Genomic DNA, 20,189 nt, shown 5'->3' with positions numbered 1-20,189 from the left:
TCGCTCTCCTCGCAAGGATCGCAACGATTGCCACGCATGGCTGGTCGCGGCAACGATTGATTGGCGGCAGGCGTTGGCGCTAAAAGCAGCCGCACAAACGGACTTACGGAAGGACCGGTGATATGGCAACGCTCAAGCTTGCGATCGGCAACAAGAACTATTCGTCGTGGTCGTTGCGGCCCTGGCTCGCGTTGCGCGCGAACGACATTCCGTTCGAGGAGACCGTCATTCCGCTCTACACCGACAACCCCGCGGACAAGGAGAAGATCTTGTCCTTCAGCCGCGCAGGCAAGGTGCCGGTGCTGGTCGATGGCGACATCACGGTGTGGGATTCGCTTGCTATCATCGAATACGTCGCCGAGCGCTATCCGGACAAGAAGCTGTGGCCTGACGATGTCGCGGCGCGCGCTCATGCCCGTTCGGTGTGCGCCGAAATGCATTCCGGCTTCATGGCCCTGCGCAACGAATGCGGCATGAACCTGCATCGGCCGGTGCGCCCCGTGACGCTGTCGGTGGATGCGCTCGCCAACGTCGCGCGCGTGCAGGAGATCTGGCGCGAGTGCCGGGCGCGCTATGGCGCCACGGGACCATTCCTGTTCGGCGGCTTCGGCGCGGCGGATGCGATGTATGCGCCGGTCGTGCACCGCTTCCGCACGTACGCAATCGATGTCGGGCCGGAGGCCCGGTCCTATATGGAGACGATGATGGCGCTGCCGGCGTTCCAGGAATGGACCCGTGGCGGGCTGGCCGAGACGCTTCTCATCGACAGGTTCGAGACCGTCTAGGCCAGCATCCCGGTCGACCGGAAGGTGGCCGGCACCGGGGCGCGTGCGGGCCCGGCGGCCGGTGCCTTATTACCTTCCGGGGTATCTGGGTTCCGGTGGTACCATCGGCCGCCGGTTCCTCGACTATCGTTCTGAAATCACTGCGGGATCGGGACGTTTGCCATGCCTGTATACTGCTGGCCAAAACGGCCGGTCGCATGCTATAGGACGGGCCGGGTTTTCAGCCGGTTCGTCGCAGTGGGACCCTGGGCACGGCCGGCGCTGTTTGAGTGATGGAGATGGGCGTTGAAGCATAAATTTCCCGTGGGAACGCGCGTATTGTTCACCGCCAGCAATGTCGCGCGACCGGCTGCGAGCGGCGCGTACGAGATCATCCGCCTGTTGCCGACGGACGGCGACGACTGCCAGTATCGCATCAAGAGCACGACCGAAGCCTTCGAACGCGTCGCCAAGGAAAGCCAGCTCGCGCAGTCTTGAGAGACACGCAGCCGCGCTTGACGTTGCGAACGAATTGACGTGTTCGCCGTCAAAAGGCCCGCTTCGCCTCGACAGAGTCATTCGGGGGCAGCTACTGACTCGCGGTACTCGCTTTGACCATTCGCTCTTTGCTCGCGTGAGGGGACATCGCGCATGAACTGGGCATGGGCCACGTCGCTCGACCAAATCTGGCGCTCACCGGCCTTTCCGATGTGGATGACGCTGGCGGCTGCCGGCTTCTTCGGATTGATCCTGCTGATCACGCTGCTGCGCGCCGACAAGTCGGTCGCCAACGGCGCGTTGACCGTCATCACGCTGCTCGCCATTGCCGTCGCGGTGGCCGCCACCATCCACCTCTACGGACCGGCGGGGCAAGCAGCCCCGACTGAGGCACGTGCGCAAGCGACGGTGACGGCGAGCCTGCCGGCGCTGTCCTGCCTGGACGATCTCGCGGGCGATGCGGTTGCCGTCGGCTGCGAGAAGGCGCTGTTCGGCGCGCCCGACACTGCGGCTGCGGCCGTTGCCTACACCGCTTCCCGCATCGACCGGCTGACCGCGCTCGGCGATGCCGCCTCCGCCGAGAAGAGCCTGACGCTGGAGATGAAGGTGCTGCGCAAGTCGCTGGAGCACGATCGCTATGGCCTCGTTGCGCAGGTGCTGGTCGCGCGCGATGGCTGCACCCCGTTCGATTGCCCGGCCTTCCGCTCGCTGACCGATCAGCAGCAGGTCGCCGCCAACATGGATTCCCATCTCTACGACGCGCTGGTCGCGCGCTATGCGCCGGTCTGGAACGCGCCCGCAACGGCGCCGGCGATGCCGGCCACAGGACCGCTCGCCGCGCTGCCGCCGTCGATGCCGACGGGCAAGCCGACCAATGCGGATTTCCCGAGCGCGGCGTCGACGCCGCCGGTCAGTATCATGACTCCGGAGCCGCCCACGGCGACGACGCGCCAGGCGGCGCCGGCCGCAAACGCTGCGCCGGCTCCGCGCGCACCCGCTGCGGCCTCGGCTCAGGTGGCCGCGCCCGCGGCTGCGAAGAAGCAGCCGGCTGCCAAGCGTGCGCCTGCGGCCGCACCGGTTCCGCTCGTGCCGCCGCCGGCCTCGGCTCCCGCGGCTGCGGATAACGAGTAGATCGGCTTTGAAAACAAGCGGCCGGCCCGCTAATGCTGGGGCATGCCGCTACATCTGATCAAGCTTGCCGTCGGCTGCGACTCCGTCAAGGAATTGAAGGGGTGGATCGCCGAACGGATGCAGACCGCCAAAAAGAAAGGTCTGCCGCAACATCACATCCATATCACCCGCATGGTGCCCAAGCGCGACGCCGAGATCCTCGCGGGCGGGTCGCTCTACTGGGTCATCAAGGGCGAGGTCGCCGCGCGTGAAAAAATCATCGGCATCGAGCCGTTCCGCGACAAGGACGGCATCGGCCGCTGCCGGATCGTGATGCAGCCGAAGGTGATCCCGGTATCGCCGCGGCCGATGCGGCCGTTCCAGGGCTGGCGTTATCTCGCCGACGAATCCGTGCCGCCCGATCTCGGCAAGTCCGCCGCGGGCTCGATCGCGGCGATGCCGGAGCCGATGCGGCGCGAGCTGCGCGATCTCGGATTACTCTAAACCGCGATATTGTCGATCAGGCGGGTCGTGCCGAGCTTGGCCGCGACCAGAATCCGCAACGGGTCGTCCTTGCGTGAGGTGACCGGCTCCAGCGTCTCGGCGTGGCGGGCCTCGAAATAGTCGAGCGCAAAGCCGGCCGCCTCGATCGCCCTCGCGCCGCGCGCTATCGCCGGCGCGATCGCTTCGCCCGACTTGATCCGCCCAGCACTGTCCTTCATGGCGCGGTAGAGCACGGTCGCGGTCTGCCGTTCCTGCGGCGAGAGGTAGACGTTTCGTGAGGACATCGCGAGCCCATCGCGCTCGCGCACCGTGCGGGAGCCGATCACCTTGACGCCGAGGTCGAGATCCCGCGCCATTTGCGTCACCACCCGCAGCTGCTGAAAATCCTTCTCGCCGAAGATCGCGAAATCCGGCCGGCACTGCGTGAAAAGCTTACCGACGACGGTGGCGACGCCGCCGAAGAAGTGCGGGCGGAAGCGGTCCTCGAGGCCGGCCAGCGCCGGCCCCTCCGGCACGATTCGGGTCGCGAAGCCCTCCGGATACATCGCTTCGACGCCGGGGTGCCAGACGATGTCGACATCCTCGGCCGCGAGCTTGGCGATATCGGATTTCCAGGTGCGCGGATAGGCGCCGAAATCCTCGGTCGGAGCGAACTGGGTCGGGTTGACGAAGATCGACACCACGACGCGGCTGGCGCGCCGCCTGGCGAGGCGCACCAGCGACACATGCCCGTCATGGAGCGCCCCCATGGTCGGGACCAGCGCGATCGTGGCCTTTCGCTTGCGAAGATTGTCGACGGCGCGTCGCAGGGTGGGGACCGTGCGGGCGATCAAGGGGCTCGGTGACATCAGGACTCGACTTGGTTGGGAATCGGAGCGGGCGCATCCCGGCCCCGGCGGCTAACCTTAACAAGCGGCGGTCGTGGACGCCATGCATCCGGATGCGGCACAGCATTCCCTGTGAAGCCGCGCGGGATATCGCGACATTGTGGGCTGGATCATAGACGGAAGACCGTGCCGCGATTGATGCTGGAAAAACTGCGCACTGCGATTTGCATGTTCGGTCTCGCAATTAACTTGACCGCCGACGCGGTCAACTCGAAGATAATCAATAGGGGTGTTGAGGATCGCCATGCTTGTGCAGGCTAGCCAAGGCCAATCCGGCTCGGCGCATGTGGTCGTGCTCGGCAACGAGAAAGGCGGCTCCGGCAAGTCGACCACCGCCCTGCACATCGCGGTCGCACTTCTGAAGGCCGGCCAGCGCGTCGCCACCATCGATCTCGACTGCCGTCAGCAGAGCTTTACCCACTACATCAACAACCGTTCCGCCTGGGCGCGGCGCACGGGCCTCGGCCTCGAGCTGCCGACGCATCGCTGCATCAAGCTCGGCGAGACCATGCAGGTCGCCGAGAACGAGAATTCCGAGTTCCTTCAGTTCATGGACGCGGTCTCGGCGGTCGAGGCCAGTTTCGATTTCATCGTCATCGATACACCCGGCACCGACAGCTATCTGATGCGCCTGGCGCACTCGATGGCCGACACGCTGGTCACGCCGATCAACGACAGCTTCCTCGATTTCGACGTGCTCGGCACGGTCGATCCCGCCAACTACGCGGTGACGGGGGAGAGCCACTATGCCGAGATGGTGCGGGATGTCAGGCGAAAGCGCCGCCAGCTCGACGGCTCCTCGACCGACTGGATCGTGGTGCGCAACCGCCTGTCGATGCTGGGCTCCCGCAACAAGCAGCTGGTCGCCGAAGGTCTGAAGGATTTGTCGCTGCGGCTCGGCTTCCGCTATGTCGACGGCTTCGCCGAGCGCGTCGTCTATCGCGAGTTCTTCCCCCGCGGGCTCACCGCGCTGGACGATATCGACGAGGCCACGCTGGGCATGCGGCCCAATCTCGGCCATCTCACCGCGCGGGAGGAGGTGACGAGCCTGCTCCGCCAGCTCAAGCTGCCGCTCGACGAGCGTGGCCGCCGCCGTGCGGCAAATCGCGCCGAATGGTTCAGCCAGGTCGACAAGCCGCTCGAGGTTCACGATATCCTCGGCGCCTGAGTGGCGGTATGCCGCTACTTCAGGTCGATCGAAGCAGCCGGTTCTCCCGGGAACTGCGGCTGCCCTCGGCCGTTTTCATCTCACGTTTACCGCGAAATTGAACCCGATCGAGACCGGTTGCGTCCGATGGTGACCTGCACCCTGACGTAGCCGTATGAGAACGGGGTGCCCAAGAAACGTGTGCGACGCACAATGAAAGGGCTGCCGGTTCACAATATTTGGCCTTCCTGTCACGCGGCTGTGACATATATTAGCGAATAGGCGACCAGGGGCCGAAGAGCCCTCGAGAACACGATTTTCAACAGGGATTCAGGCCGAAGCGCCTGAGGCTGAGGACGAAAATGAAGCGTGGAATTGCCGTTCTGGTTTCGGTCAGTGCCCTCTGCGGCATCGCCTATTTCACGGCGAGCAAGTGGGCAATCAGGCACGAGACGATCACCTTCTACGACGCCTCGCGCGACAACCGTCCCGTGCCTGTCGACATCGCGATCCGTCGCGACAAGGAAATGCAGGCCAATGCCGGCATGATCACGATGCCGGTCGCCGTGATCAATCACGGCAACACGGTCAAGAATACCGAATACGGTTTCCTCGCCAACGTTTTCGCCGCGCGCGGCTATCTCGTCGTCAGCCCGCAGCACGATCTTCCGACCGATCCTCCGATGGTGACCAAGCCCGGCGAGCTCTATGTCGGCCGTTTGCCGCAGATTCTGCGGGGTGTCGCCAACATCCATCTCGCCATGCAGGAGATGAAGAAGGTTCAGCCCAACGCCGACTACGAAAAGGTGACGATGGTCGGCCACTCCATGGGCGGCGACATCACGATGTATTTCGCCAAGCAGTATCCGGATGAGGTCAAGAAGGTCGTCACGCTCGACAATCTGCGCGTGCCCTTCGTCACCGCCGGCAAGTTCAAGATCCTGTCGTTCCGTTCGCAGGATCCGCAGTTCAAGACCGACGCGGGCGTGATCCCGACCGACGAGGAATGCGAAAAGGCCGGCATCCAGGTTGTGAAGACCGAATTCCAGCACAACGACATGCGCGACACCGGTCCGGATAGCGCCAAGAACTCGATCCAGGGCATGCTCGATAAATTCCTGAGCGATACCGATAGCGCAGTGGCGCCGGTCGACACCCGTTCGGCCCCGCCGAAGGTCCTCGAGCCCGGCCCTGTTGCCTTGATGGCGCCCGCCAAGAGCTAGCGACCAGACGCAGCGATCTCCCAACCTTCAGAGCCTCCGCCGGCCACCGCCTGCGGAGGCTCTGCACATTGACCGGGCCAGGCGCGCTGACCACATTAGTCGCTCACGGAAGGTCAAAGCAGGAATGTCGGGCGACCCCATCAAACCGCGCGGCCGCGGTGCCGTCCCGGCGCAGCAAGAAGGCGCGCTGCCGCAGGCCAGGACCTCGACTGCGGAAGATATCGCCGCCTTCGTCGCCAAGGCGCAGGCGCTGTCGCCGCATGCACCCGGCGCCAGGGGGCGGCTGATCTTCGCGCTAGATGCGACGATGAGCCGGCAGCCGACCTGGGACATGGCCTGCGCACTCCAGGCCGACATGTTCCGCGAGACGGCCGCGCTCGGCAGTCTCGACATCCGCCTGGTCTATTATCGCGGTCTCAACGAGTGCCGCGCCTCGGGCTGGATATCCGACAGCGCCAGGCTCGCGACGCTGATGAGCAAGATCGATTGCCGCGGCGGTGACACCCAGATCGGCAAGGTGCTGAGCGAGGCGCGGCGCGAGGCGGTCGCCTCCGGCGTGCGGGCCGTGGTGTTCGTCGGCGACGCCATGGAGGAGAATGTCGACGAACTCTGCGCCAAGGCCGGCGAGCTCGGCATGCTCAAGGTGCCCGTATTCTTGTTTCAGGAGGGCCATGACGCCGCGGCCGAGCAGGCGTTTCGCGAGATCGCGGGGCTGACCGGCGGGGCCTGGTGCCGGTTCGATCCCGGTGCAGCGGCGCAGTTGCGCGAGCTGCTGCGCGCTGCAGCGGCCTATGCCGCCGGCGGCCGCGAAGCGCTGCTGAAATTGGCGAAGAGCGCGAGCGGCGCGGCCAAGCTGATCGGCCAGATGAGGTAGCGGATCGCGTCGGAGGCGGATGCCATGCATTTTGCCGCGAGGGCGCCTATATTCCGGTCATGACCCTGATCGCCGGCGCTGTCGCTGTTATCACGCTTTATCTGCTGCTCCAGATGTTCCGGTCCGCCAATCCGGCGGTGCTGGCGCGCACCCTCAAGTTCGGCGGCGGCGTGCTGGCGCTGGCTGTCGCAGCCTTCACGGGCCTGCGGGGCGAACTGGCGGTGGCAATCCCGCTCGGGATTTTCGGGGCCGGGCTGCTGGGCTGGATGCCATTGGCGAACGCCGGCTTCGGCAATATCGGCGGCCTGTTCGGCGGCGGCGCGACGCGCCCGGCCGGTCAGGCCTCGCGCGTGCGCTCGCCATTTCTGGACATGCGGCTCGACCACGATTCCGGTCAGCTCGCAGGCCAGATCGTCGCCGGGCCTCATGCCGGTCGCAATCTCGACGAGTTCGATCTCGCGGGCCTGCTGGCGATGGTCCCGGCGTTCGACGCCGAGAGCGTGGCCTTACTTGAAAGCTATCTGGACCGCCGGTTTCCCGCCTGGCGTCAGAACGCGCAAGGCGATGCGGCAGGGCGGCAGCGCCACACGGCGGCGAGCGGCAAAATGACGGCGGAGGAAGCCTATCAGATCCTTGGCCTGCAGCCGGGCGCGGGGCGCGACGACATCGGCCGGGCGCACAAGTCCCTGATGAAGAAACTCCATCCCGACCAGGGGGGCTCGACGTATCTCGCTGCCCGTGTGAACGAGGCCAAGGATACTCTGCTTCGTACGCATAACGGCTAACTCCGGCACCACGCTACAAACGCCCGTCCGTGTAAGCTCCGCTTGCTCTGTCTGCCGTCGCCCCGATGCCCGCCATTGTCGGCGTGGTAGATCCCTTGGGTAAAAATTTAACCGTAAATTGTTGACGAGAGGTTGTCGCGGAACTGGCATCGGCGTCGGCCCAAAACAAAAATGCCCGCGCAAGGCGCGGGCATTTTGATCGGGGTGGTGCGAAAGATCAGTTGCGGACGGTGATGCAGGAGATATCAGCGCGCTTCAGGGCGCGGCAGACGGCTTCGGCCTGGTCTCGCTCGAGCCCGGCGAAGCGGGCACGGTAGAGCTTGCGGTTGTCCTTGACGACGACAGGCTCGGTGAACGGATCGGCCTTGCTGAGCAGGCCGCGGGCCGAGCTGCGCGCGGCGTCGATGCGCTGCTGGGCTTCGTTCTCGCTCTCGAGCCGCACCGACCTGAACGATCCAGCCGCTGTGCATGACGACCGGCTTGGTGGTGGCGCTCATCTGGATCGGCTGCGGCGCCGGATCGGCGGAGGCAAGCTTCGCCGGGGCAAGGGCGGGCGCGGCGGCGGTCGCGGCCGGCAGCACGCCGAGGATGCCGTTGCCGGTGCCAAAGCCCGCGGGCTGACGGGGCATTTCGCTGCGGGCGATCTCCGCCCTGGGCGTTTCCGGCTGGCTTGCCAACTCGGGCTTGTTGATGAGATCGGCGCGGGCGACGACGGCGCCGGAGGTCTCCGCGACGTCGGAGCGGGACGCAATCGTGTTGGTAACCTGCGGGGCAATCTGAGCCGGCGCGGCGGAGGCGACCTTCACGGCGCCGGCCTTGACCTGAACGGTCTTGACCCGGACGGGCTTCATCGGCTCGGACGAGCCGGGGATGATCGAGAGCGGCTGGCTCGAGATCACGCCATTGGTGAGGGGTGCGGGTTCGATCTTGGACTCAGTCTGCCGAACTTCAGGCTTGGCTGGAGCCGGCGGCATCGCAGCGGTCGCAGCGGCAAGCGCCGACAGGCGCGAGGCGAGACGCGAGGGGGCTGACTCGGGAGCAGGGGCAGCCGCCGCCTGAACCTGCGGAGCGGCGCGGGCCGGGGTATCCGACGCATCGGCGACCTCGGTGTTGGCGTCGGCACCGCCGCGCTCGGTCACCGCGGCAACCGTATGGGTGGTGGCACCCTTCTCGAGGTTCTCGGCGAGCAGGTTGCGCATGATGGCATCGCGCGAGCCGCCGCTGCGGCCGCCCAGCACCACGCCGATCAGATGACGGTTGCCGCGGCGCATCGAGGTCACGAGATTGAAGCCGGAGGCGCGGGTGTAGCCGGTCTTGATGCCGTCCACGCCCTCGACACTGCCGAGCAGGTGATTGTGGTTGCGGATCGACTGTCCGCGCCAGTTGAACGTCGAGGTCGCGAAATAGCGATAGTAACGCGGGAAGCGCTCCTGGATGGCGCGGCCCAGCGTCGCTTGGTCGCGCGCGGTCGTGACCTGCTCGTCGTTGGGAAGGCCGTTGGCGTTGCGGTAGACCGTCTTGGACATGCCGAGCGAGCGCGCCTTGCGCGTCATCATCTGGGCGAAGTCGTCTTCGTCGCCGGCGATCGCTTCCGCGATCACCACGGCTGCGTCGTTGGCGGAGCGGGTGACGAGACCCTTGATCGCGTCCTCGACGCGAATGGTCTGGCCAGCGCGCAGGTTCAGCTTGGTCGGATCCTGATCAGCGGCGTGCTGCGACACCGGCATCTCGGTATCGAGCTTCATCTTGCCGGAGTCGAGACGCTCGAACAGCAGATACAGCGTCATGATCTTGGTGAGCGAGGCGGGATGGCGGATCCCGTCGGGGCTCGTTGCCTGAAGCACGGAGCCGGAATTGCCGTCGACGATGATCGACGCGAATTTCGGACTGGAACTCTCGGACACGTCGCGCTGCACCCGGTGGTGCGCGTAAGAGCGATGCCGATGGCGCCGCGCCTCGGCAGCATCGGTGGTGAAGATGACTGCGGCAGTGACCGTGAGAAGCCCGAAAACGCCAACCCGCGCCAAGCGCGAGGAAGACAAGTTTTTACGAAGCATGGAACCCCGTCCCCGTTTCTGACTTGATCACCGGCTCGTGAGGCGAAATTGTGCCCATTGGAGCCGGGATCATGACCTGCTCAGGCTGTCCCTCCGCTGGTGTTCACTGCGGGAGACGTTGGGCCTGAGCCGCTGTTCTGGCTAAGGTGATGTTCTCAAACGGCTTTCGGCCGCTCTCTGAAGATGAACACGTCCAGGGAATCAGGGTAGGGGCCTGGGGTTTCCAAAGGCTTAAGAAACCATTGCGGGAAAGCCCGGGAATCTCCGCGACTTGGATCTATTTTTGTGCGTCGCACAAAGATTCTTGACATATTTTGTGCGTTGCACTATTTTTGGGCGAAGTCAGGGAGCCGGGGCTTCCGGACGAACGCCAGGGAAAAGGGATTCCGATGTTCAAGGTTGAAGACATTCAGAGCTACGGCAAAGAGCACTTCGAGCAGTGCGTCGCCTCCGCGACCACGGTTCAGCACGGCCTCCAGGCGATCGCCAGCGCTTATGGCGACTACACCAAGAAGTCGTTTGAAGACACCAAGTCCTTCGTCGAGAAGCTTTCCGGCGTGAAGTCGCTGGACAAGGCAATGGAAGCGCAGACCGATTTCGCCCGCTCTGCCTACGAGACCTTCGTTGCGGAATCGCAGAAGATCGCCGGCCTCTACAGCGACCTCGCCAAGCAGGCTTTCAAGCCGGTCGAGACCATCGTGTCGAAGTTCACCCCGGCCGCCAACTAACGCTTTCTGGAAGTCCTGGAATCAAGAAGCCCGGCTGATGCAGCCGGGCTTTTTCTGTTTGCGCCCGGTTCCTGGCCAACATGTTCTAAACAGGCTGGCCAGAAATTTTGTCAAATCGGTCCGGATTGACTAACCTCGGACAGGATCGCCCGGACCGGGAATCGGGAGCGCCGAGGCTGCAAAGGCTGGACCTTTGCAGCGCTTGCGGCAGGACGGGGGCAGGCCCATATTGCTTGCAATCGATCCGGATTTGACCGGATCGGTTGGAAGCGGCGATCCAACAAGGCGGTGCGCCTGTGCGAGGCTCCGAAAGGCAGGGTCGCGCGGAAGACCGTTATTCGCTTCTGTGGGGAATTTGAACGCCTGAGCCATGCCGCACCTGACTTCCAGACTCGACCTGTCCGCGCCAGCCGCTGTCTACGCTCCCCTTATGAGCAATGACGAGAACCGTTCGGGCGGCCCGACGGGTCCGAATACATCTGTCATCACCAAGGTCAAACCGAAGACCAAGCGGCCGAACCTGTACCGTGTGCTGATCCTGAACGACGACTACACGCCGATGGAATTCGTCGTCCATGTGCTGGAGAAGTTCTTCCAGAAGGACGTGGAGGCTGCAACAAAGATCATGCTGCACGTCCATCATCACGGCATCGGCGAGTGTGGCGTGTTCACCTACGAAATCGCCGAAACCAAAGTGACGCAGGTGATGGACTTCGCCCGCAAGCACCAGCATCCGCTGCAATGCGTGATGGAGAAGAAATAAGAAGTCCCGCGATGCTCTCGCAGGCGGTCTTTGCGTCTTCCAAACGTTGTGTGTGATCGTCGCGTGATGCCTGCGCGATGTCCGTTCCGGCCGACCCGCGCACGGAAAATCCCTCTCGGCGCCGATCTCGCCCAAATCGGAACGGGTTTTGCATCGAAATACCGCAAAGTGTGTGTACCCGCTCGAGTCGCGGAACCGGTCTTTCGCCGCGGTCTTGGATAACTATATGTGACAAAGGTTGTTGTTGCCTGACCGGGCGATGGCGATCATGATGATGGGGGCCATAGAGGACGCGAATGCCGACTTTTTCTCAAAGCCTTGAACAATCCCTGCATCGTGCACTGGCGATCGCAAACGAGCGTCATCACCAATACGCGACGCTCGAGCATCTCTTGCTCTCCCTGATTGACGATTCCGATGCAGCCGCGGTCATGCGCGCCTGCAGCGTCGACCTCGACAAGCTCCGTACGAGCCTCGTCAATTACCTTGAGACCGAATTCGAGAACCTGGTGACGGATGGCGCCGACGATGCCAAGCCGACCGCTGGTTTTCAGCGCGTGATCCAGCGCGCCGTGATTCATGTGCAGTCATCCGGTCGCGAAGAGGTGACCGGCGCCAACGTCCTGATCGCGATTTTCGCCGAGCGCGAAAGTCATGCTGCATATTTCCTGCAGGAGCAGGACATGACGCGCTACGACGCCGTCAACTACATCAGCCATGGCATCGCCAAGCGGCCGGGCGTTTCCGAGGCGCGGCCCGTGCGCGGCGTCGACGAAGAGACCGAGGCCAAGGGCACCGAAGACACCAAGAAGAAGGGCGAGGCGCTCGAGACCTATTGCGTCAACCTCAACAAGAAGGCGCGTGACGGCAAGATCGATCCGGTGATCGGACGCAATTCCGAGATCAACCGCGCGATCCAGGTGCTGTGCCGCCGGCAGAAGAACAATCCGCTGTTCGTGGGCGAAGCCGGCGTCGGCAAGACCGCGATCGCCGAGGGCCTCGCCAAGCGCATCGTCGACAGCGAGGTGCCGGAGGTTCTGGCTGCTGCGACTGTGTTCTCGCTCGACATGGGCACGCTGCTCGCCGGCACGCGCTATCGCGGCGACTTCGAAGAGCGCCTGAAGCAAGTGCTGAAGGAGCTCGAGGCACACCCGAACGCCATCTTGTTCATCGACGAGATCCACACCGTGATCGGTGCAGGCGCGACCTCGGGCGGGGCAATGGATGCCTCGAATCTGCTCAAGCCGGCGCTTGCCTCGGGCACGATCCGCTGTATGGGCTCGACCACCTACAAGGAATACCGCCAGCATTTCGAGAAGGACCGCGCGCTGGTGCGGCGGTTCCAGAAGATCGACGTCAACGAGCCGACCGTCGAGGACGCTATCGCGATCCTCAAGGGCCTCAAGCCGTATTTCGAGGACTACCATCGGCTGAAGTACACCAATGAGGCGATCGAGGCCGCTGTCCAGCTCTCCTCGCGCTACATCCATGACCGCAAGCTGCCGGACAAGGCGATCGACGTGATCGACGAATCCGGCGCGGCGCAGATGCTGGTGGCCGAGAACAAGCGCAAGAAGACCATCGGCATCAAGGAGATCGAGACCACGATCGCTTCGATGGCGCGGATCCCGCCGAAGAGCGTGTCGAAGGACGATGCCGAGGTGCTCAAGCACCTTGAAACGACCCTGAAGCGCACGGTGTTCGGGCAGGACAGGGCGATCGAGTCGCTGGCGGCTTCGATCAAGCTGGCGCGTGCCGGCCTGCGCGAGCCGGAGAAGCCGATCGGCTGCTACCTGTTCTCGGGGCCGACCGGTGTCGGCAAGACCGAAGTCGCAAAGCAGCTCGCGGCATCGCTTGGCGTCGAGCTGTTGCGCTTCGATATGTCCGAATACATGGAGCGGCATACCGTGTCGCGCCTGATCGGCGCGCCTCCCGGCTATGTCGGCTTCGACCAGGGCGGCCTGCTTACCGACGGTGTCGACCAGCATCCGCATTGCGTGGTGCTGCTCGACGAAATCGAGAAGGCGCATCCCGACCTCTACAACGTCCTGCTCCAGATCATGGATCACGGCCGGCTCACCGACCACAACGGCAAGCAGGTCAACTTCCGCAACGTGATCCTGATCATGACCACGAATGCGGGTGCTTCGGATCTTGCCAAGCAGGCGTTCGGCTTCACGCGCTCCAAGCGTGAAGGTGACGACCACGAGGCGATCAACCGGCAGTTCGCGCCGGAATTCCGCAACCGCCTCGATGCCATCGTCTCGTTCGGCCATCTCAGCGTCGAGGTGATCGGCACGGTGGTCGAGAAGTTCGTGCTTCAGCTCGAGGCGCAGCTTGGCGATCGCGACGTCACCATCGAACTGTCCGAGCCTGCCAAGGCCTGGCTGGTCCAGCATGGTTACGACGAGCAGATGGGCGCGCGGCCCATGGCGCGCGTGATCCAGGAGCACATCAAGAAGCCGCTGGCCGACGAGGTGCTGTTCGGCAAGCTGAAGGGCGGCGGTCACGTCCGCGTCGTTCTGCTCAAGGACGAGGCCGACGAGACCAAGGACAAGATCGGCTTCGAATTCGTCGAAGGGCCGGTCACGCCGAAGCAGGAGAAGCTGCCCGGTGCCCGCAAGCGTCCGCCGGGCAAGTCCAAGCCGGGTGGCGGCTCCAAGGGGCCGACCAAGAGCCCGCTGGTCAAGGCTTGATCGCGAGCGTCATCAATTGAGAAGGCCGGCTGAAAAGCCGGCCTTTTTGCTGTTGGTGCAAATGGTGAGCTAGATGCGCACGTTGATTGCTCGTCTGAAGCCGCTGGGTTCCCGATTCTGAGATGCAAGGTAACATTTAACGGTCGCGGCTTTTCCTTGCCTTCAGCTCCAAGTTGCTGGACTCTCTATTCGGGGAATTCCAAGGGGGCATTTTAAAATGAGAGTTTTGAGTGTTTTTTGCTGCGCCGTAGTGCTGGTTGGATGTGCGTCCAGCTCGCAGGATATTAGCGCCACCTACGTCTCGCCGGTGATGTATCAGAACTACACTTGCCAGCAGCTCGCGATGGAGGCTCAAGCAGTCTCGGCACGGGCCGCTACGTTGTCTGGCGCCCAGGACAGCCAGCGGACCAAGGATACAGTCGCAACGACCGCCGCGGTCATCATCTTCTGGCCTGCTGCCTTTCTAGTTGGCGGCGATAAGCAGACCGCCGCCGAATTGGGGCAAATGAAAGGGCAGCTAAACGCGATTGAGCAGGCCTCAATTATGAAGAAATGCAGTATTCAATTCGAAGGCAAGCCGCCAGCTTCTTAGACATGTAGGATGGCGCTATTCGCCGCGCAGCCGCTGGTCGTCCTGTACGCGGACGTGCTCGGCGCCGCGGGCGCCTGCGGGAGACAGCCGCAGCATGCTCAGCGCTGCGCCGCAGAGCGCAAATCCAACGCCGACGAGAAGCGCCAGCCGCGTTCCTTCGATTGGATAGCGGCCGAGCAGTAGCGCAACCAGCGCCGCGCCGGTGGTCTGGCCGAGCAGCCTCGCAGTGCCCAGCATGCCGCTGGCGCCGCCGGCCGCTCGCGCGGGGCGGCCGCGATCATGGTGCGGTTGTTGGGAGTCTGGAATAGGCCGAAGCCGGCGCCGGCGAGCGCCATGCGCCAGATGATGTCGAACGGCGTCGGGGCAGCCGGCAGCAAGGCGAGCGCGCCGAGACCGCAGGCGAACAGCGTGAGCCCGATGCCGCCGAGCAGGCCGGCCGGATAATGCTCGACCAGGCGGCCGGCCAGCGGTGCCGCGAACGCCACCGCGATCGGCCATGGCGTGATCAACAGGCCCATATGCACCGCCGAATAGCCGAAGCGACTCTGGAGATAGAAGGGGATCGAGACGAAGGCCAGCATCTGCCCGCAGAACGAGGCGATCGAGGTTGCGATCGACAGCGCGAAAACAGGGATACGCAACAGATCGACCGGCAGCAACGGCGAGGTCATGTGGGTTTCGCGGTAGACCAGCAGAGCGCCTGCGACGATGGCGATTGCGAATTGAACGAGGCAGGTGATCAAGGCCTCGCCATGGCCGACGCTGTCGACGGCCGCGATCCCGACGCCGAACGTGATCGCCGACAGCCCCGCGCTCTGCCAGTCGAAGGAACGCCCGGCGGGTGTGGTGTGAGGCAGGCTGCGCAGGCCCAGCACCAGCGTCACCACGCCGAGCGGAACGTTGATGGCGAACAGCCAGGGCCAAGTGCCAAACGCGAGGATGCCGGCGGCCAGCGTCGGGCCCACCGCGGCCGAGAAGGCGACGACCAGCGCGTTGAGCCCGATGCCGCGGCCGAGCTGGCTGCGCGGATAGGTGAAGCGCACCAGCGCCGCGTTGACGCTCATGATGCCGGCCGCGCCAAAGCCCTGGATGATGCGCGCGATCGTCAGCAGAGGGAGCGTATCCGCAAGCGCGCAGAAAGCGGACGCCAGCGTGAACAGCACCAGCCCGATCAGATAGACGCGGCGGTAGCCGACGATCTCGCCGAGCGAGGCCAGCGGCAGCAGCGAGATGGTGATCGCGAGCTGGTAGCCGTTGACGATCCAGATCGAGAAGGCAGGGCTCGCGTCGAGGTCGGCCGCGATCGTCGGCAGCGCCACGTTGGCGATGGCGCTGTCGACCACCGCCATGATGATGCCGAGCGCAATGGTCAGGATCGCCTGATTGCGCAGGGGTTGCGGCAGGCCGTCGGCATGCTCGATGGGGGCGGACGACATGATGGAGGCGCGCTTGATTCGAGCCGTGATGCATCCCCGGATTAGGAAATTGCAGGATGGATCGCAACCCGGCAGGACCCGGACGGTTCCAGCGCCCGAAGCAGTGCTCCCGGCGACGGGAGCCTGCGTCATGCCTTTGCAGGCACGCCCGCGGCGGAGGCTAGTGCTTTTTCGTCTGGATTGCCCTGAGGTAGCTGGCGACGGCCTCGGCGCTCTCCCGGTCGAAGCGGAATGTCGGCATGGCGCGATGAATGCTGCTGTAGCCGTCCTGAAGACGCTGCACGAAGTCGGGATCGTAGAGCTTGTTCTCGCCCAGATGGCGGAACGGCGGCGCAAGCTTGTTAGGGCTTGAGCCGGTCGGGCCGACGGCATGACACCGCGAGCACATCTGCTCCAGGAGACTTTGGCTGTGCCGCTGCTCGGCATCGAGGGCGTGGGCAAGCGAACCCCACAGCAGGACGATCGGGAGTGCGACTGCGAACCGCTTCATCTCACCAGCGCAAAGTTGCCTTGCCATAGGCGTAGAGCACGAGCAGCCCGACGGTCACCAAGGTGGAAAAACCAGGATGAGGCGATCCCAATTGATCCGATCTCTCTCGGCTTGGCTGAGGTTGAGGGCCGTGAACAGGGCCTTCATTGCAAATCGGCGCATCGGTAGCCTCGCGAAGGGCGCACCGTGACACGGCCGGCGGGCGACCGTTTGATGCAGCTCAAGGTCGAGACGCGGCTGCGTGTCCGGCCGCAACGCTCCGGCTTGCTACACCGCCGGCGGATTGCGGTCGGTGAAGGTCGTGCGCTGGTGCCAGTAGGGATAGGGCAGCGTGACCTTGCTGGCGGCATCGAGCTTCGCGATCTGGTCCTTGGTCAGCGACCAGCCGACCGCGCCGAGATTTTCGCGGAGCTGCGTCTCGTTGCGCGCGCCGACGATCAACGTCGAGACCGTCGGGCGCTGGAGCAGCCAGTTGAGCGCAATTTGAGAGACGCTCTTGCCGGTTTCCTTCGCAACCTCGTCGATCGCATCGACCACGCGATAGACGTGCTCGTCGGGCACGGGCGGCCCGAAATCGGCGGTCTGGGGCAGGCGGCTCACCTCAGGCTTCGGCTGGCCGCGGCGGATTTTTCCGGTGAGGCGCCCCCAGCCGAGCGGCGACCAGACCACCGCGCCGAGCCCCTGGTCGAGGCCCAGCGGCATCAGCTCCCATTCATAGTCGCGTCCGATCAGCGAATAGTAGGTCTGGTTGGCAACGTAGCGCGGGAAGCCGTGCTTGTCGGCAACGCCGAGCGCCTTCATCAGGTGCCAGCCCGAAAAATTGGAAACGCCGACATAGCGGATCTTGCCGGCTCGCACGAGCACATCGAGGGTTGCGAGCACCTCTTCGGGCGGGGTGAAGGCGTCAAAGCCGTGGAGCTGAAACAGATCGATGTAATCGGTGCCGAGCCGGCTCAGCGAACCGTCAATGGCCGCGAGCAGATGCTGTCGCGATGAGCCAATGTCGTTGGGCCCATCACCGAAGCGAAAGGTGGCCTTGGTCGAGACCAGGACCTTGTCGCGGCGGCCCTTGATGGCTTCGCCGAGCACGCGCTCTGACTCGCCGAGTGAATAGACATCGGCGGTGTCGAACATCGACACGCCGGCATCGAGGCAGATATCCAGAAGTCGTCGCGCTTCGGTCGCGTCGGTGGTGCCCCACGCAGCAAGGCGTCCGACGCCGCCAAACGTGCCGGTGCCAAGGCTCAAGGCGGGAACCATGAGGCCTGACAGGCCCAAGCGTCGGTATTCCATCGATATGCTCCTCGGCTGTCCGCTGATTGTTCGGTGCGACCCTGGCGGCGGATGCTAATGCAAGCATGCGCTTCGTGCCATTGCGCGCGCACATGGCGGCTCTGCTTCGCGAGGTCCTTGTTTGATCGGAAGTGGACGGGCCGCGCCGGTTTACGGCGTCCACCGCATCAGTGCCGCAGGCTCTGCCGGAACTCGCGCGGCGACATCCCGAAATGCTCGCGGAAGACGCGGCCGAAATGCGAGAGGTCGTTGAAACCCCAGGCGAAGGCGATCTCGCTGATGTGGCGGTGGGCAAGCACGGGCGAAGCGAGATCACGCCGACATTGGGCGAGACGTTCGGCGAGAACGTAGCGCTGGAACGAGGTGTCCTCGTCGGCGAGCAGATCGTTCACATAGCGCGGCGAGATGCCGAGCGTCGCCGCGGCCTCCGCCAGCGAGAGGTCGGGATCGGCGAGGTGTGTCCTGATATGCGCTTTCAACCGGTAGAGCAGTGCGGAGCGATGGGTCGAGGATGGCAACGATATCTTGCCGAGGCGTTCGCTCAGCGTCATCGCCAGCAGATCGACGGCCTGTTCCGACAACGCCGCGGCATGGTCCGGAGCAAGCCGGTCTGCGTTCTGGCAGAGCCTGAAGATGAAATCGTAAGCGAGCCGTTCGAGCGGCATGTCCGCGCCGAATGACATTGCGGTCAGCGTCTCGGTGCCGCCGAGCCGCCGCTGCAACATCTCGCGGGGCACCTTGAAGATGGTCTGCGTGAAGCTGCCGTTGAACTTCAGCTCATACGGACGCGTCGTGTCGTAAAGCGCGAACTGGCCCGGATGGATCACGGTCTCGCGGCCGTCCTGCACGACGCCGCCGTCACCGCGATTGCCGAGCGCGATCAGCACATAGTCCTGGTCCGAGCGCGCGATGCGCGAGGGGGTACGGAAGACATGCTGGCGGTCGGAGCAGACGTCGGAGCACACGGCCTTGCCGAGAGCTGCCTGCGTGACCGAGCCGCGGAAGGCGCTGCCGAGGTCGGACTTGCAGTCGAGCCCGACGAAGACGTCGCAGACGATGTCCTGCCAGAGCGCGAGCCGGCGGTGGCCGGGGCTGTCGTCGGTGGTGAACTGGATTGGCATCTGGACAGCCTCCCTTTCACATCCTGCAAAACGGCATATGAGCGCAGATCCGGCACCCTGGAGGCAAGTTCCGTACCGGGGCGGCGATCCTTATCCGGTCGAATTTTTGTTCCGCTGCGGTCGAGCGGCCGGCCACGCGGTTCGCCAAATAGATTGCATCGGACGTGATCTCCGATCAACCGGCAAAGGAGGCGGCAATGGGCGTCGAACATCCGAAATACAAGGTGGCGGTGGTGCAAGCGGCGCCAGCCTGGCTCGACCTCGACGCCTCGATCGACAAGTCGATCGCGCTGATCCGGGAAGCGGCCGAAAAGGGCGCCAAGCTGATCGCCTTTCCCGAAGCCTTCATCCCGGGTTATCCCTGGCACATCTGGATGGACTCGCCGGCCTGGGCGATCGGCCGCGGCTTTGTGCAGCGCTATTTTGACAATTCGCTGTCCTATGACAGCCCACAGGCCGAGCGGCTGCGTGACGCCGTTCGGAAGGCGAAACTGACCGCTGTGCTCGGCCTCTCCGAGCGGGACGGTGGCAGCCTCTATCTCGCGCAATGGCTGATCGGCCCGGACGGCGAAAGCATCGCAAAGCGACGCAAGCTGCGGCCGACCCACGCCGAGCGCACCGTCTATGGCGAAGGCGACGGCAGCGATCTCGCTGTCCACGCCAGGGCCGACATCGGCCGCATCGGCGCGCTGTGCTGCTGGGAGCATCTTCAGCCGCTTTCAAAATATGCGATGTACGCCCAGAACGAGCAGGTGCACGTCGCGGCATGGCCGAGCTTTTCGCTCTACGATCCGTTTGCGCCGGCGCTCGGCGCCGAGGTGAACAACGCCGCCTCGCGCGTCTATGCGGTCGAGGGCTCCTGCTTCGTACTCGCGCCTTGCGCGACGGTCTCACAGGCCATGATCGACGAGCTCTGCGACCGGCCCGACAAGAACGCACTGCTGCATGTCGGCGGCGGGTTTGCCGCGATCTACGGTCCCGACGGCAGCCAGATCGGCGACAAGCTGGCGCCGGACCAGGAAGGGCTTCTGATGGCCGAGATCGATCTCGGCGCCATCGGCGTTGCCAAGAACGCCGCCGATCCGGCCGGCCACTATTCGCGGCCCGATGCGACGCGGCTGCTGCTCAACAAGAAGCGATACCAACGGGTCGAGCAGTTCGCGCTGCCGGTCGACAGCGTCGAGCCTGCGGACATCGCCGCGGCGGCGAATTGATCGTCGA

General features: G+C 64.4%; 17 protein-coding genes and 2 pseudogenes. 13 read left to right on the top strand and 6 right to left on the bottom strand.

Annotation, left to right across the window (positions count from 1 at the left end):
• Nucleotides 1–122 precede the first annotated feature (122 nt).
• The 4 genes from ACQ86E_RS34275 (at nucleotide 123) to ACQ86E_RS34260 (ending at nucleotide 2,876) form a co-directional block, all read left to right on the top strand.
• The gene (locus tag ACQ86E_RS34275) at nucleotides 123–785 is read left to right on the top strand and encodes a glutathione S-transferase family protein (protein ID WP_431203677.1); all 663 of its coding nucleotides are present in this window, start codon (nucleotides 123–125) and stop codon (nucleotides 783–785) included.
• 285 nt (nucleotides 786–1,070) lie between these two features.
• Nucleotides 1,071–1,262, top strand: coding sequence for a hypothetical protein (locus ACQ86E_RS34270; RefSeq protein ID WP_431203676.1), 192 nt, complete (start codon nucleotides 1,071–1,073; stop codon nucleotides 1,260–1,262).
• 153 nt (nucleotides 1,263–1,415) lie between these two features.
• On the top strand, nucleotides 1,416–2,393 hold the full coding sequence (locus ACQ86E_RS34265; RefSeq protein ID WP_431203675.1) for a hypothetical protein: 978 nt from the start codon (nucleotides 1,416–1,418) through the stop codon (nucleotides 2,391–2,393).
• 42 nt (nucleotides 2,394–2,435) lie between these two features.
• Entirely contained in the window at nucleotides 2,436–2,876 is a 441-nt protein-coding gene (locus ACQ86E_RS34260; protein WP_431203674.1) for a DUF1489 family protein, read from the top strand.
• Here the strand turns inward: ACQ86E_RS34260 and panC are convergent.
• Complete coding sequence (gene panC, locus ACQ86E_RS34255; protein ID WP_431203673.1) at nucleotides 2,873–3,724, bottom strand: pantoate--beta-alanine ligase; 852 nt, start codon at nucleotides 3,722–3,724, stop codon at nucleotides 2,873–2,875. The genes ACQ86E_RS34260 and panC overlap by 4 nt on opposite strands.
• 283 nt (nucleotides 3,725–4,007) lie before the next feature.
• On the opposite strand from panC, the gene ACQ86E_RS34250 reads away from it, so the two are divergent.
• From ACQ86E_RS34250 to ACQ86E_RS34235, 4 genes are all read left to right on the top strand, one after another.
• Entirely contained in the window at nucleotides 4,008–4,931 is a 924-nt protein-coding gene (locus tag ACQ86E_RS34250) for a division plane positioning ATPase MipZ (RefSeq protein ID WP_431203672.1), read from the top strand.
• A 341-nt stretch (nucleotides 4,932–5,272) separates the two neighbouring features.
• Nucleotides 5,273–6,133, top strand: a complete 861-nt coding sequence (locus tag ACQ86E_RS34245) for an alpha/beta fold hydrolase (RefSeq protein WP_431203671.1) — start codon at nucleotides 5,273–5,275, stop codon at nucleotides 6,131–6,133.
• Nucleotides 6,134–6,257: 124 nt separating this feature from the next.
• Nucleotides 6,258–7,007 (top strand): VWA domain-containing protein, encoded by a 750-nt coding sequence (locus tag ACQ86E_RS34240; RefSeq protein ID WP_431203670.1) that lies wholly within the window; start codon nucleotides 6,258–6,260, stop codon nucleotides 7,005–7,007.
• Nucleotides 7,008–7,066: 59 nt separating this feature from the next.
• The gene (locus ACQ86E_RS34235) at nucleotides 7,067–7,792 is read left to right on the top strand and encodes a DnaJ domain-containing protein (RefSeq protein ID WP_431203669.1); all 726 of its coding nucleotides are present in this window, start codon (nucleotides 7,067–7,069) and stop codon (nucleotides 7,790–7,792) included.
• Between the two features lie 217 nt (nucleotides 7,793–8,009).
• Here ACQ86E_RS34235 and ACQ86E_RS34230 read toward each other — a convergent pair.
• Nucleotides 8,010–9,849, bottom strand: a pseudogene (locus ACQ86E_RS34230) (D-alanyl-D-alanine carboxypeptidase).
• 389 nt (nucleotides 9,850–10,238) lie between these two features.
• On the opposite strand from ACQ86E_RS34230, the gene ACQ86E_RS34225 reads away from it, so the two are divergent.
• The 4 genes from ACQ86E_RS34225 to ACQ86E_RS34210 all read left to right on the top strand — a co-directional run bounded on the left by ACQ86E_RS34225 (nucleotide 10,239) and on the right by ACQ86E_RS34210 (nucleotide 14,628).
• A complete protein-coding gene (locus ACQ86E_RS34225) occupies nucleotides 10,239–10,577 on the top strand; it encodes a phasin family protein (protein ID WP_015685562.1) in 339 nt (112 codons plus the stop codon).
• Nucleotides 10,578–11,007: 430 nt separating this feature from the next.
• Complete coding sequence (gene clpS / locus ACQ86E_RS34220) at nucleotides 11,008–11,340, top strand: ATP-dependent Clp protease adapter ClpS (RefSeq protein WP_015685564.1); 333 nt, start codon at nucleotides 11,008–11,010, stop codon at nucleotides 11,338–11,340.
• Nucleotides 11,341–11,636: 296 nt separating this feature from the next.
• Nucleotides 11,637–14,036, top strand: coding sequence for an ATP-dependent Clp protease ATP-binding subunit ClpA (clpA, locus tag ACQ86E_RS34215; RefSeq protein WP_431203668.1), 2,400 nt, complete (start codon nucleotides 11,637–11,639; stop codon nucleotides 14,034–14,036).
• Nucleotides 14,037–14,253: 217 nt separating this feature from the next.
• Nucleotides 14,254–14,628 (top strand): hypothetical protein, encoded by a 375-nt coding sequence (locus ACQ86E_RS34210; protein WP_431203667.1) that lies wholly within the window; start codon nucleotides 14,254–14,256, stop codon nucleotides 14,626–14,628.
• 15 nt (nucleotides 14,629–14,643) lie between these two features.
• Here ACQ86E_RS34210 and ACQ86E_RS34205 read toward each other — a convergent pair.
• The 4 genes and pseudogenes from ACQ86E_RS34205 to ACQ86E_RS34190 all read right to left on the bottom strand — a co-directional run bounded on the left by ACQ86E_RS34205 (nucleotide 14,644) and on the right by ACQ86E_RS34190 (nucleotide 18,968).
• Nucleotides 14,644–16,064: pseudogene (locus ACQ86E_RS34205) on the bottom strand (MFS transporter).
• 160 nt (nucleotides 16,065–16,224) lie between these two features.
• Nucleotides 16,225–16,554: a c-type cytochrome gene (locus tag ACQ86E_RS34200; RefSeq protein WP_431203666.1), complete on the bottom strand. Its 330-nt coding sequence runs from the start codon at nucleotides 16,552–16,554 to the stop codon at nucleotides 16,225–16,227.
• 267 nt (nucleotides 16,555–16,821) lie between these two features.
• Nucleotides 16,822–17,847 carry an aldo/keto reductase gene (locus ACQ86E_RS34195; protein ID WP_431203665.1) on the bottom strand — a complete coding sequence of 342 codons (1,026 nt, stop codon included), beginning with the start codon at nucleotides 17,845–17,847 and terminating at the stop codon, nucleotides 16,822–16,824.
• Between the two features lie 167 nt (nucleotides 17,848–18,014).
• Nucleotides 18,015–18,968 carry a helix-turn-helix domain-containing protein gene (locus tag ACQ86E_RS34190; RefSeq protein ID WP_431203664.1) on the bottom strand — a complete coding sequence of 318 codons (954 nt, stop codon included), beginning with the start codon at nucleotides 18,966–18,968 and terminating at the stop codon, nucleotides 18,015–18,017.
• 197 nt (nucleotides 18,969–19,165) lie between these two features.
• Between ACQ86E_RS34190 and ACQ86E_RS34185 the strand changes: the two genes are divergently transcribed.
• Nucleotides 19,166–20,182 carry a carbon-nitrogen hydrolase family protein gene (locus tag ACQ86E_RS34185; RefSeq protein ID WP_431203663.1) on the top strand — a complete coding sequence of 339 codons (1,017 nt, stop codon included), beginning with the start codon at nucleotides 19,166–19,168 and terminating at the stop codon, nucleotides 20,180–20,182.
• Nucleotides 20,183–20,189 lie beyond the last annotated feature (7 nt).

The sequence above is a fragment of the Bradyrhizobium betae genome (assembly GCF_050632175.1).
GTDB lineage: Bacteria > Pseudomonadota > Alphaproteobacteria > Rhizobiales > Xanthobacteraceae > Bradyrhizobium > Bradyrhizobium betae_B.
Note: the sequence above shows the minus strand (reverse complement) of the source record. Positions and strands in the feature narration are given on the sequence as shown.

Bases quoted from the DNA above. Each gene is read 5' to 3' on its own strand.
- clpS (WP_015685564.1), top strand. From the start codon at position 11,008: ATGAGCAATGACGAGAACCGTTCGGGCGGCCCGACGGGTCCGAATACA.
- ACQ86E_RS34190 (WP_431203664.1), bottom strand. From the start codon at position 18,968: ATGCCAATCCAGTTCACCACCGACGACAGCCCCGGCCACCGCCGGCTC.
- panC (WP_431203673.1), bottom strand. From the start codon at position 3,724: ATGTCACCGAGCCCCTTGATCGCCCGCACGGTCCCCACCCTGCGACGC.
- ACQ86E_RS34195 (WP_431203665.1), bottom strand. From the start codon at position 17,847: ATGGAATACCGACGCTTGGGCCTGTCAGGCCTCATGGTTCCCGCCTTG.
- ACQ86E_RS34200 (WP_431203666.1), bottom strand. From the start codon at position 16,554: ATGAAGCGGTTCGCAGTCGCACTCCCGATCGTCCTGCTGTGGGGTTCG.
- ACQ86E_RS34260 (WP_431203674.1), top strand. From the start codon at position 2,436: ATGCCGCTACATCTGATCAAGCTTGCCGTCGGCTGCGACTCCGTCAAG.
- ACQ86E_RS34235 (WP_431203669.1), top strand. From the start codon at position 7,067: ATGACCCTGATCGCCGGCGCTGTCGCTGTTATCACGCTTTATCTGCTG.
- ACQ86E_RS34210 (WP_431203667.1), top strand. From the start codon at position 14,254: ATGAGAGTTTTGAGTGTTTTTTGCTGCGCCGTAGTGCTGGTTGGATGT.
- ACQ86E_RS34265 (WP_431203675.1), top strand. From the start codon at position 1,416: ATGAACTGGGCATGGGCCACGTCGCTCGACCAAATCTGGCGCTCACCG.
- ACQ86E_RS34245 (WP_431203671.1), top strand. From the start codon at position 5,273: ATGAAGCGTGGAATTGCCGTTCTGGTTTCGGTCAGTGCCCTCTGCGGC.
- ACQ86E_RS34185 (WP_431203663.1), top strand. From the start codon at position 19,166: ATGGGCGTCGAACATCCGAAATACAAGGTGGCGGTGGTGCAAGCGGCG.
- ACQ86E_RS34225 (WP_015685562.1), top strand. From the start codon at position 10,239: ATGTTCAAGGTTGAAGACATTCAGAGCTACGGCAAAGAGCACTTCGAG.
- ACQ86E_RS34250 (WP_431203672.1), top strand. From the start codon at position 4,008: ATGCTTGTGCAGGCTAGCCAAGGCCAATCCGGCTCGGCGCATGTGGTC.
- clpA (WP_431203668.1), top strand. From the start codon at position 11,637: ATGCCGACTTTTTCTCAAAGCCTTGAACAATCCCTGCATCGTGCACTG.
- ACQ86E_RS34275 (WP_431203677.1), top strand. From the start codon at position 123: ATGGCAACGCTCAAGCTTGCGATCGGCAACAAGAACTATTCGTCGTGG.
- ACQ86E_RS34240 (WP_431203670.1), top strand. From the start codon at position 6,258: ATGTCGGGCGACCCCATCAAACCGCGCGGCCGCGGTGCCGTCCCGGCG.